Annotated in this window: 16 protein-coding genes; 10 read left to right on the top strand and 6 right to left on the bottom strand. The window is 55.3% G+C overall.

All coding sequences use genetic code 11. From position 1 onward, the window contains the following. The first annotated feature begins 263 nt into the window (after positions 1-263). Genes ACPUC8_RS20200 through ACPUC8_RS20225 form a run of 6 tightly spaced genes read left to right on the top strand, consistent with a single transcriptional unit; the run spans position 264 to position 7,210 of the window. The gene (locus ACPUC8_RS20200; protein ID WP_058972489.1) at positions 264-779 is read left to right on the top strand and encodes a GNAT family N-acetyltransferase; all 516 of its coding nucleotides are present in this window, start codon (positions 264-266) and stop codon (positions 777-779) included. 29 nt (positions 780-808) lie between these two features. Next, a complete protein-coding gene (locus tag ACPUC8_RS20205; protein ID WP_494927175.1) occupies positions 809-2,422 on the top strand; it encodes an ABC transporter substrate-binding protein in 1,614 nt (537 codons plus the stop codon). A gap of 13 nt (positions 2,423-2,435) precedes the next feature. Beyond that, complete coding sequence (locus ACPUC8_RS20210; protein WP_494927176.1) at positions 2,436-3,428, top strand: ABC transporter permease; 993 nt, start codon at positions 2,436-2,438, stop codon at positions 3,426-3,428. Continuing rightward, on the top strand, positions 3,425-4,258 hold the full coding sequence (locus ACPUC8_RS20215; protein ID WP_494927177.1) for an ABC transporter permease: 834 nt from the start codon (positions 3,425-3,427) through the stop codon (positions 4,256-4,258). The genes ACPUC8_RS20210 and ACPUC8_RS20215 overlap by 4 nt, the downstream gene beginning before the upstream one ends. Continuing rightward, positions 4,255-5,859 carry a dipeptide ABC transporter ATP-binding protein gene (locus ACPUC8_RS20220; RefSeq protein WP_494927178.1) on the top strand — a complete coding sequence of 535 codons (1,605 nt, stop codon included), beginning with the start codon at positions 4,255-4,257 and terminating at the stop codon, positions 5,857-5,859. The genes ACPUC8_RS20215 and ACPUC8_RS20220 overlap by 4 nt, the downstream gene beginning before the upstream one ends. A 13-nt stretch (positions 5,860-5,872) precedes the next feature. Continuing rightward, on the top strand, positions 5,873-7,210 hold the full coding sequence (locus tag ACPUC8_RS20225; RefSeq protein ID WP_494927179.1) for an LLM class flavin-dependent oxidoreductase: 1,338 nt from the start codon (positions 5,873-5,875) through the stop codon (positions 7,208-7,210). A 26-nt stretch (positions 7,211-7,236) separates the two neighbouring features. On the opposite strand, the gene ACPUC8_RS20230 is transcribed toward ACPUC8_RS20225, so the two are convergent. Together ACPUC8_RS20230 and ACPUC8_RS20235 are read right to left on the bottom strand one after the other, a co-directional pair. Continuing rightward, positions 7,237-8,022 (bottom strand): phosphate/phosphite/phosphonate ABC transporter substrate-binding protein, encoded by a 786-nt coding sequence (locus tag ACPUC8_RS20230; RefSeq protein ID WP_494927180.1) that lies wholly within the window; start codon positions 8,020-8,022, stop codon positions 7,237-7,239. Beyond that, on the bottom strand, positions 7,919-8,968 hold the full coding sequence (locus ACPUC8_RS20235) for a fatty acid desaturase (protein ID WP_494927181.1): 1,050 nt from the start codon (positions 8,966-8,968) through the stop codon (positions 7,919-7,921). The genes ACPUC8_RS20230 and ACPUC8_RS20235 overlap by 104 nt, the downstream gene beginning before the upstream one ends. Positions 8,969-9,184: 216 nt before the next feature. Between ACPUC8_RS20235 and ACPUC8_RS20240 the strand changes: the two genes are divergently transcribed. Beyond that, complete coding sequence (locus ACPUC8_RS20240; RefSeq protein ID WP_494927182.1) at positions 9,185-10,207, top strand: LLM class flavin-dependent oxidoreductase; 1,023 nt, start codon at positions 9,185-9,187, stop codon at positions 10,205-10,207. 28 nt (positions 10,208-10,235) lie between these two features. Here the strand turns inward: ACPUC8_RS20240 and ACPUC8_RS20245 are convergent, their stop codons facing one another. Then, a complete protein-coding gene (locus ACPUC8_RS20245) occupies positions 10,236-10,835 on the bottom strand; it encodes a glutathione S-transferase family protein (protein WP_494927183.1) in 600 nt (199 codons plus the stop codon). Between the two features lie 152 nt (positions 10,836-10,987). On the opposite strand from ACPUC8_RS20245, the gene ACPUC8_RS20250 reads away from it, so the two are divergent. The 3 genes from ACPUC8_RS20250 (at position 10,988) to ACPUC8_RS20260 (ending at position 12,575) form a co-directional block, all read left to right on the top strand. Further along, positions 10,988-11,881: a LysR substrate-binding domain-containing protein gene (locus tag ACPUC8_RS20250; RefSeq protein WP_494927184.1), complete on the top strand. Its 894-nt coding sequence runs from the start codon at positions 10,988-10,990 to the stop codon at positions 11,879-11,881. A gap of 77 nt (positions 11,882-11,958) precedes the next feature. After that, entirely contained in the window at positions 11,959-12,147 is a 189-nt protein-coding gene (locus ACPUC8_RS20255) for a type II toxin-antitoxin system HicA family toxin (protein WP_039335104.1), read from the top strand. Between the two features lie 17 nt (positions 12,148-12,164). Continuing rightward, a complete protein-coding gene (locus ACPUC8_RS20260) occupies positions 12,165-12,575 on the top strand; it encodes a type II toxin-antitoxin system HicB family antitoxin (RefSeq protein ID WP_039335103.1) in 411 nt (136 codons plus the stop codon). An 88-nt stretch (positions 12,576-12,663) separates the two neighbouring features. Here the strand turns inward: ACPUC8_RS20260 and ACPUC8_RS20265 are convergent, their stop codons facing one another. The 3 genes from ACPUC8_RS20265 to ACPUC8_RS20275 all read right to left on the bottom strand — a co-directional run bounded on the left by ACPUC8_RS20265 (position 12,664) and on the right by ACPUC8_RS20275 (position 15,734). After that, positions 12,664-13,491 (bottom strand): glycosyltransferase family 8 protein, encoded by an 828-nt coding sequence (locus ACPUC8_RS20265; RefSeq protein WP_494927185.1) that lies wholly within the window; start codon positions 13,489-13,491, stop codon positions 12,664-12,666. 144 nt (positions 13,492-13,635) lie between these two features. Then, complete coding sequence (locus ACPUC8_RS20270) at positions 13,636-15,018, bottom strand: D-arabinono-1,4-lactone oxidase (protein ID WP_494927186.1); 1,383 nt, start codon at positions 15,016-15,018, stop codon at positions 13,636-13,638. Between the two features lie 74 nt (positions 15,019-15,092). Further along, positions 15,093-15,734, bottom strand: a complete 642-nt coding sequence (locus tag ACPUC8_RS20275) for a TetR/AcrR family transcriptional regulator (protein ID WP_494927187.1) — start codon at positions 15,732-15,734, stop codon at positions 15,093-15,095. Positions 15,735-15,941: the final 207 nt, after the last annotated feature.

Raw genomic sequence — 15,941 nt, forward strand, 5'->3', positions numbered from 1 at the left:
AAAAGTATTATTCGAATCGACTGAGCACAAAAGTGTTACCTATGTGCCCGGTCTGATCTGTTACCCATGTGCCCGGTTGTACCTAAATGCGCACCCTACGAAAATCATACGAACGTATTGTAGGGGCGTCATTGATGACGACCTTTATTTAATTTTCGCTTATGCGATTCCCACAATGAACAAATCCATTGCCACTATTCTCGTTTTACTTTATTTCGGCGGATTTCAATAATTCCCTGCAGATAAATTCAGGAAACCCGCAGATGAGCCAATCTATTCAAATTGCTAAACCGGACGATGCCGACGAAATTTTTGCCCTGTTGCAACGCGCTTACGCATCGCTGGTGGCGTTGGATGTGCATTTCACCATTTCTCAAGGCAACGTCGAGCAGGTTCGTCGCGTCATTGAACAGGAGACGGTACTGGTGCTGCGCAAATGGAAACGGGCTGTGGCGACGGTGACCGTGCGTTTTCCCTGGCAGCAAGAAACCGATGCGCCCTCGTCGCTGCCGTTTATCCACTGGTTTGCCGTCGATCCAGACTACAAAGGTCAAGGCTATGGCCGCGAGATCATCAGCTATGCCGAAGAGACTCTGCTGAAAGAAACGCTTAAAGCGCCTGGCGTGTATCTGGCCACGGCGACTAAACATCCCTGGCTCAGTGAGCTTTACCTGCGTCGCGGCTATCAGCCGTTTTATCACCGCACCAATGCGTTGGGTGAAGCGCTGGTATTCCTGAAAAAGGAATTCAACCCGCAGCCCATCGCCAACATTGCCTGATTCACATCATTAAAAACAACAGGGACATTATGAAAGCGAATTCAATCACGCTGGCGCTGGGACTGGCGTGCCTGCTGAGTACGTTAAACACCTTCGCCGCAGAGCAACCGCGCAGTGGCGGCTCACTGACCTATGGCGTAGAAACCGAACCGGCACCGTTAAACCCGCAGTTGAATGGGCAATCTAAAGCCGAAGTCACCCTGCGTAATGTCTGGGAATCACTGCTGGCACGACGCACCGATGGCAGTTTTGTGCCGTGGCTGGCCACGGGCTATGAAGTGAGCCCGGATGGCAAAATTTATCGTTTCACGCTGCGTCGTGACGTCACTTTCTCCAACGGCGAGAAGCTGGATGCCAACGCGGTAGCGGAGAACTTTCGCCATGTACAGGACCCAAAATATTGCGCAGGAACCAGTATTTGTGCCCTGAGTGCCCGCATTGCCAGTGTGGAGACGCCCGACAATAGCACAGTGGTGATTACCCTGAAGCAGGGTTACGCGCCTTTCCTCTCTTTTGCCGCAAAGTTGCAGATCCTGGCACCCGCCAGCTGGCACTCTGCGCAGCTCAAGGCGGGGGGTAAAGAGATCGCGGGAACCGGGCCTTTCATCATCGAGAGTTACGAAAAGGGTCAGCAGCTGACACTGGTGCGCAATCCGCATTACCACTGGGCACCGGCCACCGCACATCACCAGGGCCCGGCGTATCTGGATCGCGTGACCTACCGCTTCCTGCCAGAGTCCTCGGTGCGCACCGGTGCATTGTTGTCTGGGCAGTTGGACGTGATTGAAGGCATCTCCGGCAACGATGCCAGCGCCTTCAAAGACAACCCGGATTTTGCCTATCAACATGCCTTGAACACCGGCACACCCTATTCGTTGTTTCTGAATGTGGAATATGGCCCCACGCAAGATGTGAAGGTGCGCCAGGCGTTGTTACAGGGGCTGGATATCGATCCGTTGCTGAAGTCGGTGTATCGCGGGGAGCGTACCCGCGCATGGGGGATCACCTCACCGGTTGATCCGCTTTACAACAACGATCTTGAAGGCCAGTACGGCAACAACCCCACGGCGGCGAATAAGCTGCTGGACGAGGCTGGATGGCAAACGCGTGATAGCGAAGGTTTTCGCACCAAAGACGGCCAGCGGCTGAGTATTGAAGTGATTCAAGCCCAGGCTACGGTGCGCGATCAGCGTGATGTGTTGTTGCAGGCGATTCAGGCCCAGGCGAGGCAACGGCTCGGTGTCGAGATCAAACTGCGTTATGTCGATTCCGGCACCTATGCCGAGGTGCGCAACAGCGGTCACTTTGGTTCGATCGCCAACTCCAATACGGAAACCGACGGCATCGATATTGAAAACCACTATCGCCCGGTTAATGCCGGTGGCGCGATTAACTACAGCCGGGTCAACAGCCCTGAAATCAACGGCTGGTTAGATCAGGCCGCCGCCACGCTGGATATCAATCAACGTCGCAAATTCTACAGCCAGCTTCAGCATTACGCGTTAGCAGAGCAGGCGCTGGCGATCCCGTTGTATGAGCCGGAAGACCAGATTGCCACCGCCCGCTATGTGCACGGCGCAGGTTTTCGCAGCTACAAACAGATGCCGGAAAACGCATACGACATCTGGCTAAGTGACCATTAATCAGGAGGCGAAGATGAGTCTGGAAAGCATCGTCACCCGCACACCGCGGCCGCGGAAGCCCGCTCTGTGGCGCAGTGAACTGTCGCGTCGTATTGTCGGTCGCCTGTTCGGCGGCGTATTGGTGCTATGGGCCGCCGTGTCGCTCGCGTTTCTTGGTGTGCATCTGGCACCCGGTGACATTGTCAGTTTGCTGATTGGTGAGCAGCTGCGAACCCCGGCAATTGAAGCCGCGATCCGTGCCGAGTGGGGGCTGAATGAACCGCTGTGGTGGCAATATTTGCACTACCTGTGGCGCGTGCTGCATGGCGACTTTGGGCGCTCCTACATGCTTAACACCGAGGTGAGCCATTTGTTGTCCACCCAACTGTGGCCCACCATCAAGTTAACCCTGGCGGCACTGTTGGTGAGCATTCTGTTTGCGGTAGTGATGGCGGTGGCAACCGCACATCGCCGCATCGGCCGTCGTGTCGCCAACAGCGTTGAGCTGCTGCTGGCTTCCACGCCCTCCTTCTGGATGGGCATTGTGCTGCTGTTTATCTTCAGTTTCACCTTGCGCTGGTTCCCAGTGGCCGGAGATCGCTCACTGTCATCACTGGTGCTCCCGGCGCTGGCATTAGGCATGGCGCAGGGTGCGGTGATGGCGCAGTTGCTGCGGCGCGAACTGGAGCGGGCGCTGGATGCTCCCTTTACGTTGACACTGCGTGCGTGGGGCGTGGGGGAAACCACGATTCGCCTGCGTCATGCGCTGCGCCATGCGGCCTTACCGGCTGTGACGTTAACCGGCTGGCTGGTGGGTGGCCTGCTCAGCGGTGCGGTGATCACTGAACAAGTGTTTGGTCGTCCTGGTCTCGGTAAACTCACTGTGGATGCGGTGCTGGCGAAGGATCTGCCGGTGGTGCTGGCGGTAGCCATCCTGTCAGCACTGATTTACGTGGTGATGAGCACCCTGGTCGATATCTTGTCGCTGTGGATCGATCCTCGCCTGCGTGGGGAGAGCAAATCATGATCGCTACACTGCAACGTCTGCCGACAGCACTGCCTGGCGCTGTGTGGCTGGCGATTCTCTATCTGCTTTTACTGGCGACAGCGGTAATCGCACCGGGCGTCCTCACTCATAACGATCCGCTTCTGGCCGATCCGGTTAATGCACAACTACCGCCATCGGCCGCGCACTGGCTCGGTACCGATCAACTGGGGCGTGATCTGCTTACGCGTGTGATTTACGGCAGCCGTTATTCCCTGTTAATCAGTGTGGCGGCGATGGCGCTGGCCGTGCTGTTTGGTACCCTGCTGGGGTTGATTGCCGCCTTGGCGCGCGGCGTGGTTGATGAATTGCTGAGCCGTGCGGTGGATGTGATTTCGGCTTTCCCCGATCTGCTGCTGGCACTGATGCTGATCGCCTTTACCGGGCCGGGTACCAATAACTTGATTATTGCCCTCGGTGTGGCCTCGGTGCCGCGTTTTGCCCGCGTGGTGCGAGCGCAAACCTACACCGTCATGACCTCTGATTACGTTGAACAGGCGCGGACGTTTGGACTTTCAAGATTCACGTTAATCACCCGCCATATTCTGCCGCACGCCATTGCACAGGTTCCGGCCTTAGCCACGCTGGGTTTGGGTACAGCCATCATCGGCACCGCGGGTTTGAGCTTCCTCGGCATGGGGCCGCAGCCGCCGACCGCCGAATGGGGCCTGATGCTGGCCGAAGGGCGCAACTATCTGCGTAACGCCTGGTGGATTGCGGTATGGCCAGGCGTGTTTATCACCCTGACGGTGATTGCCGTGAATACGCTTGGCCGCCACTGGCAGGCTCGTTTTGAAGGAAGAAACGCATGAGCCAGCCGTTTATTGATATCCAGAATCTCAGCATCCGTTTTGGGGCGCAGCAGGTGGTGAAGAATCTCTCTCTGCAAGTGTGGCCGGGTGAATCGGTGGCGCTGGTGGGCGAATCGGGATCGGGAAAAACCCTGACCGCCCGCAGTTTGCTGGGGTTACTGCCCGAAGGTGCGGTGCTCACCGCCGATCGTTTCAATATTGATGGCCGGGATATGCGTGATGCCAGGCGCGGTGACTGGCAGGCGCTGCGCGGGCGTCGTATTGGCTATGTGCTGCAGGATGCGCTGGTCTCACTCGATCCATTGCGGCGTATCGGACAGCAGTTAACCGATGCGTTAAGCGCAGCCGGACATCGCGAGGGATTGCAGGAAAAAAGTCTGACATTGCTGAAATCCGCCGGGATCCCCGATGCGGAAAGTCGGCTGACGCGCTATCCGCATCAACTCTCTGGCGGCCAGCGGCAACGTGCACTGATCGCCACTGCGCTGGCCGGCAGCCCGACCCTATTGATTGCCGATGAGCCCACCACCGCGCTGGATATGACGGTGCAGCGCCAGATCCTGCAACTGCTGGCACAACGCCGCCGTGACGGCCATGGCTTGCTGCTGATCAGTCACGATCTGGCGGTGGTGGCGGAACTGGCGGATCGCGTGCTGGTGATGCGTGATGGCGAAGTGGTGGAGCAGGGACACAGCGGGCCGCTGCTGCAACGTCCGCAACATGCCTGGACACAACGACTGCTGCGGGCGGTGCCGACACCGGCTACACGCGGGCTGCGTCTGAGTGCCACTGAACCGACGCCGTTACCGCCGCGCCCAACGCCGGGCCACGCGCCCCTGCTTGAGGGCATCAACCTGAACAAAGCCTACGGTGAACGTCTGGTGTTGAACAACATCAACTTCACTTTGCATGCGGGGGAAACCCTGGGTGTGGTCGGAGAGTCCGGATCGGGCAAAACCTCGCTGGTGAAAGTGGTGATGGGTTTGACGGAACCGGATAGCGGTACGTTACGGCTGGAAGGTGAGCGTTGGGATCGCCTGCCCGAGAAAGCGCGCCGTGCCCGTCGTGCCCGATTGCAGTTGATTGCGCAGGATCCGTTCAGCTCCTTCGACCCGCGCTACACGGTGGAAAAAATTATCGGCGAAAGCCTCGTTAGCGTGGGCATTTATGGCGATGCGCGGCGTCAACGTGTGCGTCAGTTGCTGGATGAAGTGCAGCTTGGCGATCGCTTCTTGCAACGTTATCCGCAGCAACTTTCAGGTGGTCAGCGTCAACGTGTAGCCATTGCCCGCGCGTTTGCCCCCAATCCCGCGCTGCTGGTGGCCGATGAACCGGTGAGTGCCCTGGATGTGTCGGTACAGGCGCAGGTGCTGGATCTGCTGGCCGAGATGCAAGCCGAGCACGGCACGGCGCTGCTGTTTATTTCTCACGATCTGGGCGTGATCCAACATCTGGCGGATCGCGTACTGGTGATGCAAAACGGTCAGATAGTTGAGAGCGGAGACCTGACGCAGGTGTTTGCCGCGCCTCAGCATCCGTGGACGCAAAAACTGTTACAGGCGCTGCCGGTGATACCCGACTGGCAGCCCGCACACGCATAAAAAGGAGCATGAGATGAGTCAGACACAACGCCAGCTGCGGCTGGGAGCGATTATTCAGGGCGTATCCGGCAATATGTCGGCATGGCGTCATCCCGATGCGATAGCGGATGCCAGCATCAATGTCGATTATGTGCTGGATCTGGCGCGCAAAGCGGAGCAGGCGAAAATCGATTTCCTCTTTGTTGCGGACGGGCTGTACATCACAGCACAATCGATCCCGCATTTCCTGAACCGATTCGAGCCCATTACCTTGTTGTCGGCACTGTCGTTGGTGACGCAGAAAATCGGTTTAGTGGCGACGCTCTCCACCTCGTACAGCGAACCCTTTACCGTGGCCCGTCAGTTTGCCAGCCTCGATCAGTTGAGCGGTGGCCGGGTGGGCTGGAATGTCGTCACGTCTCCGCTGGAAGGGTCGGCAAAAAACTTCTCGCGTGATACACATCCTGAACATGATGAACGTTATCGTGTTGCCAGCGAATATCTTCAGGTGACGAAAGGATTGTGGGATTCTTGGGAAGAAGATGCTTTTGTGCGTGATAAAGCCAGCGGTCAATTTTTTGATCATGACAAGCTGCATACGCTGAATCACAAGGGCAAATACTTTGCGGTGCAGGGGCCGTTAAATGTGGGTCGTTCACCGCAAGGACGACCGATCGTGTTCCAGGCGGGCGCCTCTGAAGCGGGTAAAGCCTTTGCGGCGGAAGCCGCGGATGCCATCTACACCCGTCAGGAGACGTTAGCAGAGGCGCGTGAATTCCGTGAAGATGTGCGCCGTCGTCTGGTCGCTCGCGGCCGTGATGCCGATGAAATCCGCGTGTTCCAGGGTATTAGCGTGATTATTGGCGATAGCGAGGAGGATGCAGAACGTCGCTATCAGCAGACTGCCGAGTTGGTCACCATCGATAAAGCGCTGGAGTATCTGGGGCGTTATTTCGAACATCACGATTTCAGTCAGTATCCTCTGGACGCACCGTTCCCGGATATTGGCGACTTGGGTGAGAACAGCTTCCGCAGTACGACGGACAAAATTAAACAGAACGCTCGTGAGCGCGGTTTAACCTTACGTCAGGTCGCGCTGGAAGAAGCCACGCCGCGCCCCAGTTTCCTCGGCACTGCCGAGCAGGTTGCTGACGGTTTAGCGCAGTGGTTCCTGGAAGGCGGCACGGATGGTTTTATCGTACGCGGCGGTACGCCAACCGCATTTGATGATTTCGTGGCGCAGGTGATTCCACTGTTGCAGGCGCGCGGAATTTATCGCACCGAATATGAGGGTGATACCTTGCGGGAAAATCTGGGATTAGCCACGCCAGAAAACCAGTTCGCCGCCCAGCGCCGCCAGCAGGTGGCGTGACATGTTGGTCGCCAGAAATGGCGACCTTAAAGCACAGTTACACCATATTCCGCCGCCTGATTCTCCCAGGCTTGCACCTCATCGTAAAACGCCCGTTCTGGTACTGCGAATCCGCTAATCAAACTCTGTGCCATCAGCGGCTGGTACTGTTTAGCCGAGGTCAGTTCGTTCAGCGCACTGCGCAACTGCTCAAGCGTAGTCGCATCCGTTTTGGCCGAGGTGATCAGCGGTAGCGCGGCACACAGTGGCGTTTCGCCAATGATCTCCAGCCCACTCAGTTCTGCAGGATAATGCGCACGCAACAGCGCCCAGGTGATGCAGTCAATCGCCGCCACGTCCGCGCGATTGTCGCGCAGCGCCGCCAGCGACTGACGGTGGCTGCCACTCAGCTGCGTTTCACTAAAGAAGGTACCTTCTTGCGCCAGCGGCGCGACCAGGTAACGCAATGCGTTGTAACCTGAGTGCGAATCAACACTGTTGCCCACCGCGCGGCGGCCACGGAAATCGCTGAGACTGAGGTTTTCATCTTCCTGACGTGCCACCAGCCAACTGCGGTAGCGCAATCCCTCACAGCCTTGTGCGCTGGACTGAAACGCGCCGACCAACTGCACATCGGGCAGTAACGCCACCAATGGATAGCCGCAGGTTTGACTCAGCAGCAGATTCTCATCGCGCCAGTGGGGTAACAGGTCGGAGTGCCATTCGACCTCAGCCTGCACGCCGCGTTGCGCCAGCAGCGTCGTTAGCGCTGAGGTCAGGCCGAGCGTCGTCGGGTGATGGATATCGTACATCGGTAAAGAGATGATCGGCATGCTGTGCATCCTTGTGCGTTCCCGGATGGGCGTTGACGTTGACCGCCTGGCGCCAAAAGCGCGTTAACCACTCGCCATAACCGGCGACGCGAAAACCCTGGTTGCGCTGATGATAGCCTTCGCGATACAGCAGATAGACTTTACGCAACCCGTACCACGGCAATCCGGGCAGATCGTGATGTACAGAATGATAGTTGAGATTCAGAAACAGCAAGCGCCATGGCCATGCGGCTTCGTTATTCACCGAGCGTGCCAGCGGCGCGTCTTCGGCGCGATGTTCATAGAAAGATCGCACTTTGGTGAGCGCCAGTGCGGGGTAACTCACGGCAATAACAAACCACAGTGGTGAGAATCCTTGCTGCTGCATCCAGTAAAACAGGCCCCCCAGCAAGGTCAAGTGAATCAACCACATGGCAATGTCTGCCCGCGCTCGTGCCTGCACCAGGGTCTTCATCGTGGCCGCGATATCCAGCAGCGGCCCCAGCATTAACCGTCCGGGAAAAGTATTGCGGAGGTGAACTACGCGTTGTTGCCAGGGCTTGAGTTGTGCCCAACGTTCAGGGGACAAGTAATAGGTTTCTGGATCTTCATCCGGCTCGGTCAGGGTGTGATTGCGATGGTGCGCCAGATGCGAATCGCGATATAAACCATAGGGATACCACACCGCCAGCGGCAAGGTCCCCAGCAACTGATTGAAACGTGGGAAGCGGGTGGGATGGCCGTGGATCAGCTCATGCTGCAGTGACATGTACCAGGTCGTCAGTACGATCAGCAGCAGGGTGGAGGCGAACAGTCCCAGCGTTTGCCAGAACATCACGCAGGCAAACCAGCCGCTATACACGGTGATGATCAAAAACCAAGTGGGCAACTCACTGCGCCACAGCCAACTGCGTGCCAGTTGATGCACCACGGCGCGTTGTTGTCCGTTGATATAATCGTTAGCCATGAAGATGAATAAACCTGCGATGCGCTGAAATTACCTGCACGATGCGGCAACCCTGTTCGCGACACAAAGACCGTGTTTTTATGACTTATGCAAAAAAGTTGATGAAGCGCGCGAAAACTATTGGCTATCAGTCACCTCACGCCTGGCGTAACCTCTCTCCATCGAAACTTAATCTAATACGTGCGGGCGAGTCAGGCCCACGAGGAGAAATTCACCATGAAAAAAATTGGCTTCTTATCCTTTGGTCACTGGACCCCGTCTTCACAGTCTGCCACTCGTTCCGCGCAGGATGTGTTATTGCAGTCCATCGATTTAGCCGTCGCCGCTGAAGAGCTGGGCGCTGATGGGGCTTACTATCGCGTGCACCACTTTGCGCGTCAGCTGAGTTCACCTTTCCCGCTGCTGGCGGCGGTGGGGGCAAAAACCAATCGCATCGAAATCGGTACTGGCGTGATCGACATGCGCTATGAAAACCCGCTTTATATGGCGGAGGATGCCGGTGCGGCAGACTTAATCTCCAACGGGCGTTTGCAACTGGGTTTAAGCCGTGGCTCCCCAGAGCAGGTAATTGAAGGTTATCGTTACTTTGGTTTTAACCCGAAAGAGGGCGAAACCGATGCCGATATGGGCCGTCGTCACACCGAAGAGTTGCTGGAAGTGCTGCGCGGTGAAGGTTTTGCTAAACCGAATCCACAGCCGATGTTCCCGAACCCGCCGGGTCTGCTGCGTCTGGAGCCATTCTCGGAAGGGCTGCGTGAGCGTATCTGGTGGGGCTCAGGTTCGAATGCTACTTCCGTGTGGGCAGCGCAGCAGGGCATGAATCTGCAAAGCTCAACGTTGAAAGATGATGAAACTGGCGAGCCGTTCCACATCCAGCAGGCGAAACAGATTCGTGCATACCGCGAAGCATGGGAAGCAGCAGGTCACCAGCGCACGCCGCGCGTATCCGTCAGCCGCAGTATCTTTGCGCTAACCAATGACATCGACCGTGCTTATTTTGGTCGTAGCGGACAGGATCAGGATTCCGTGGGCTTCCTCGATGAGAAAACCCGCGCCATCTTTGGTCGTAGCTACGCCGCTGAGCCAGAGCAGCTGATCAAACAGCTGGCGCAGGACGAAGCGATTGCCGAAGCGGATACGCTGCTGCTCACCATCCCGAACCAACTGGGCGTGGATTACTGTGCGCATGTGATGGAAAGCATTCTGACTCATGTCGCGCCGGAGTTAGGCTGGCGTTAATTTTCGCAGGGCGTGCCAGGCACGCCCGCTAATTCATGGGATATTTTAAAAATTCGGGCAGTGCTTCCATTTGTTGTGCATACGCGTGCAAATGGGGATAAGCCTGTGCATCCACCACGTTCGGCACCACCAGTTGCATAAAACTCCATACGACAGCGCTGGTAATCGCCACTTGGTCCAGTTTAAGCGCTCTCCCCTCCATCGCTGCATTCCATAACGCGCAATTCGCGAGCAATTGCTGCGTCACACGCTCTATCCACGGTTGGTGCCACTTATCTTCCGGACGCAAGCGATGTTCATACACGTGCTGCACGGCTTTTTCACTGGCGGCGAGTGCCAATCCCAGCAGTTGGCTATCCTCGGCCAGCGCCGTGTCATCAGAAGGGTATAGGCGATGCCCGGACTGAGCGCGGGTATCCAGATAGTGCAAAATGAGCGTCGAATCCATTAGTACGGTGTCGTTATCCAGCACCAGTGTGGGTGCTTTAACGGCAGGATTGATTGCAGCAAATAGTGCGTAATCACCAAACACTGAAAGGGGGTGATGCTCAAATGCAATGCCGTAAGCTTCCAGAGAAATGGCGACTCTTCTGACGTAGGGTGAATCCAGCATGCCAATCAGTTTCATTAAAACTCCTTGTTAATCTGGCAAATTGAGATGTTCAACATTAACGGGCTGACAGCACGACGACCAGCGACGACTTATTAGTAAATTTGTTAGTAAAACTTACATCAGCTATGGCAGGCTGTGGCGAGATATGGTCGATCAGGAATTTGAGTATGTCGGATTTCCCCCCTGTTGCGATGCTGCGTGCCTTTGAATCTGTGGCAAGATTAGGCAGTCTGACTCTCGCAGCGAGTGAACTCAGTGTGACGCATTCAGCAATCAGCCAGCAGATAAAGGCATTAGAAGGGCTGTTAGGCGTGCGATTGTTTACCCGCCAGGTGCGCGGGGTACAAATCAACGAGGAAGGCCGCCTTTATGCGCTGCAAATCCGCGAAGCCCTGGCTCGTATTGCTGATGCCACACGGCAAGTTCAGGTCAGACCCAGACGGGCGGAATTATCGCTTTCGATGGTCCCTTCATTTGCCAGCCACTGGCTAATACCCAGATTAACGGGCTTCCAGGCACAATTTCCCCATATCTACTTACGGCTGCAGGCCAGCCTTAATGTGAGTGATGTTCAGCAGGAAGGCACTGATATTGCGATTCGGATGGGCAAGGGTGAATGGGCGGGGCTGCGAAGCCAGCAGCTATTTAGCGATCGCCTGATTGTGGTGGCAGCGCCTCACTTCAATGGAGGTGATCTACCTCGAACTCCTCAACAAATAGCGGCCAGTGAAATTCTTTTCACGCTTGAATCATGGAACGACTGGTGTGAAGCCGCTGGGCTGCAGCAATCTATTACGCCGCGCGGTTTGGTGATAAATGATTCCAATCTGATTATTCAGGCAGTCCGCTTGGGGCAAGGTATTGCTCTGGAACGTCTTTCATTGGTTCATGATGCGTTACAGCGCGGTGAGTTGGTGCAGTTAAGCCCTGTCAGCGTTGACTACCCGTGGCCCTATTGGCTGGTAACCCGAAAGGATCGCTCGACATCACCGGAAGGAGCAGCCTTTATAACATGGCTGGAGGAGGAGGTAATAAGGTATCAGGGAATGTTGAATTCATAACCCCAATAACTCTTAATATTGCATTTTAGAGTTATTGGGGTTATTTTGTTGTTTTCAGGACGCATCAGGGCAACGACATGGATAGCAGGTCATTAATGGCTGAGATTAAAGCTGATGGATGGGAGCTGATTCGAGTTAACGGTAGCCACCACCATTTTGTGCATCCCTCCAAGAAGGGCTTGGTAACAATTCCTCACCCCAAAAAAGATTTGCCCATTAAAACGGTGAAAAGTATTCGCAAACAGGCCGGGCTGATCGTCCACTAATTTGAGAGAGGTAAACCATGTTCTATCCGATTGCGATTGAAGCGGGTGATGAAAACACGGCGTATGGTGTAACGGTGCCCGATTTGCCAGGTTGTTTTTCCGCAGGTGACACGCTGGAAGAAGCGGTGAAAAATGCGAAAGAGGCGATCATTGGTCATCTGGAACTGATGGTTGAGTTAGAGCAAGATATCCCAGCAGTGTCAGAATTAAAAAGCGTGATGAAAGATCCGGCTTTTTCCGGCTATGTTTGGGTGTTAGTGGAAGTCGATGTGACGCGCATTCTCGGTGGTTCGGAGAAAATTAATGTGACGTTACCGAAGTTGCTGATTGATCGTATCGACCGCTGTGTTGCTACTCATCCCGAGTTTAAAACTCGCTCAGGTTTTCTCGCTCAGGTCGCACTGGAGCGCATTGCAAAAACCCGCTGATTAGGGCCTCGTACGATATTTTCTTTAGGCCGCCCCTACAGACCACGATGACCTCATGTAGGGGCGCCATTGATGGCGACCGCGTCCCTTATTTTACGCCCAACTCCCACCATAACTTGTCCAGCGCGTAGTAGCGATCGCGCTCGCTTTCGGGCTGGTTCAGGTCACGCTTCCAGGGTTTGGCCAAAATGAAATGCAGGTTTTTCACTTCATCCTCACGCCACATCGCGCTGTGCTGGAACGGCAACGTTTTCAGCGCATTATAAATATAGGGCAACGGCAGCCAACGGTTCTCAAAGACCTCGTTCAACAAATCCTGCTCGGAGAACGGATAACGGCGCAAATCGTCAATGGTTGCGACTTTCTGCTGCAGCCACGCGAAAACGCCCTGATCCGGTTTGAGCACCAGAAAACCGCCGTTGAGATATCGATCTAGCGTTGCAGGTGCCGCTTCACCACGATCTTGCCAAGTGTAATGGCAATTCTCGGGCTGCCAACTGGCGGGATAGCTGGCGATCTGATTGGGATTGCAGCGGCAGGCGTGACAGGCCGCCAGAGCGTTATCGCCCAAATCCAGGGTAAAAAGTTCGTCCATATTGCGCAGCACCAGCATGTCGGCATCCAGAAACACCACCCGATCGCAGCCGGTGAGTTCCCAGGCGCGCAGCTTGCTCCACACTTCGCCGAATTGCGCAGAAGCATAATGCTGTTCCAGTTCTGCGTTGGGCATCAGAGGCTCAACCGGATGAATCACACAGCCTAGCGCTTGTAAGTCTTCGCGGGTTGCAACATCAATCGCATCGGTGACCATCACAATCAGCGGCCACTGCGTTTCGCTGCGCTTTAACGAGCGGTGTAGCGCTTTCACGCCAATAAAGTAGTTTGGCTGCGTGAGCAGCGTTACCCAGGCAAACATAATTTCTCTCCCCATACCCTTCATACTTCAAATTGCAGGTGCGTTGGCTACGTGCATTCACCTCAGTCACTTACTTCAGTAAGCTCCTGAGGATTCATGCACTTGCCGCCTTCCTGAAATTCGAATTATTTTGGCTATCAACATTTAATCAAACAAAGCCGTGACATAGTCATTGCTAAAACGGTGCTGTGGATCGAGCCGATCGCGCACTGCACGGAAAGCATCCCACTGTGGGTAGATCGCCCGCCAGCTATAACGCTGTGGATCGTAGTATTTGCCCCAGTGTGGACGTCCACCTTCCGCCGCCAGCAGTTTTTCCACTTCCGTCAGAAAATGCAGGCCATCTTGTGACAGTGAACCGTCATCTGCGTAATAGACCACAAAGCCAAAGAAGCAGGTCGGCTGCGCATAGGCAGGGCTGAGCCAGGCGTCAGACGCGCCGGTACAACGCAGAATGATGGGATAATGCATATGCGGATGATTCTTTGCGTACCAGGCTTTAATTTTGCTGATGATTGCGGGTGTTCTTTCCAGTGGGACACCGATCTCCACGTTGATTTGCGGCACCGCGATACCACGACAAAACAGCTGGTAGATATCGCCGCTCACATCGGTGAAGTCACGGAAGCGGGTAACAGTACGAAACTGCTTACCGCCTTTACCCTCGATTTGCGTGTCACGGTGCATCTGCGCCAGCGTTTGATCGATAGTGTCGTTGAGGCTGCTGTCGGTCTCATCACCGTGTTCAATCACCTCACGCTGATTGGCATACCATGTCTCCGCGTTCTGAGGACTTGCCGGATTCGCGTTCCACACGTGCATCAGGTTGTCATCAACAAACCACCAGGCTTTGCTCAATTCATACTGTTGATTCCAGTGCAGCAAATCCTGCTCCAGCGAATCTGCGGACGTGGCGAATTTGTGGCAGGTAAACAGCCGAAACGGGCGGGTACGCAGCGTGATCGCAGTCACCAGACCCAATGCACCCAGCGAAGTTTGTGCGGCGGAGAAATCGTCATCCTCCCGATGAAATACGCGTAGGCTGCCGTCGGCCAACACCATGCGGATAGCGAGCGCTTCATCCGCCAGTGAGCTTTGCCCCAGTCCCTGGCCGTGCGTACCCGTGGCCATGGCACCGGCCAGCGTTTGCACTGCGATGACGCCGGGGGAGGAAGCCAGCATGCGATCCATTGCGGTCAGCGTGTCATAAACCGCTTGTAGAGGCGTGCCCGCGGCAAAGGTCACGCTTTCAGCATCCTGCGCCAGCAGGCCAGTAAAAAGGCTGAGATCGATCAACACATCGTCGGGATTGACACACAGCATGCGACCGGGTGACAAACGGCTGCCCGTGACGCGCACTTTGCCTTTTGTACTCTGCATCAATTGCTGCAGTTCGGCTTCATTTTTCGGCTGAAAAACCTGGCTGCGCTGACCCACCACGGTGTTCTGCGCCCAGTTCCACAGTTTGCTGTCACGCTCGGTGTTTTGCGTGTTGCGAAGGGGGTAAAGGAGGGGATCTTTGTTCACTACGGCGTTCCTTAGACTGAGGTCTGTGACGGTCCCAAGGCTTTAAGCGTAGACCATCACAGCACTGCCCATGTCTAAGGCGCTTTGCGGATGTAGCGCATGGTGGCTGTGACAGCCAGTTGGCGGTTACGGCGGATGCTGTCCTCTTCCGTGTCTTCTGGCGTAAACAGGAAATGGAAGGTGTAACGGTTGGCCACATGGTGCACACAAATACTGCTGAGTAAGCGGTGCACGTCAACCGTGTTGAGGCCATCGATAAAGATGCCTTGCTGCTGCCCGCGTGTCAGGATGTCATCCAGCAGATCGAGGGTGCTTTTGTTCAGCGCTTTAATGCGTTCTGACTGCACAATGTAGCGGCCGCGCAACAGGTTCTCGGTACACACCAGGCGCATAAAGTCTTGATGCGTAGCATGATAATCAAAGCTGGCTTCCACCAGTTTTATCATCGCTTGTTCAGGTTCCATTTTGGCAAGATTCAGCCCTGTTTCATGCTCGCGGATCGCCTGGTAAACCTGCTCCAGAACTTCGATGTACAACTTCTCTTTATTAACGAAGTGATAAACCACCATACGTTTGGTGGTTTGTGCGAGCTCAGCGATCTGCTCAAGACGTGCGCCCTGCATGCCAAACTCGGCAAATGTCTTTAAGGCACCCGCTAAGATGCGTTTTTTTAGCCCTTCAGGGTCATTTTTACGTTTAGGGGTGGTGTCCGACATAGCGCTCAATATCAATCCAATCAAAACATCATGGTATCACAGCCAGATTGTCGCTTGTGGCGATGCGAGCGGCTGCGTGTCTTTATTCATTTCAGGAATAGCTTTTCCAGATAAATCATAATGCAGGAATAAGCATCTGCGTATACTGCGGCTAACTGTTCATCACGACAGTGTACTTTGACGACCGCAATGATAACTATCAGGAAA

This window comes from Pantoea sp. CFCC18177 (assembly GCF_059412425.1).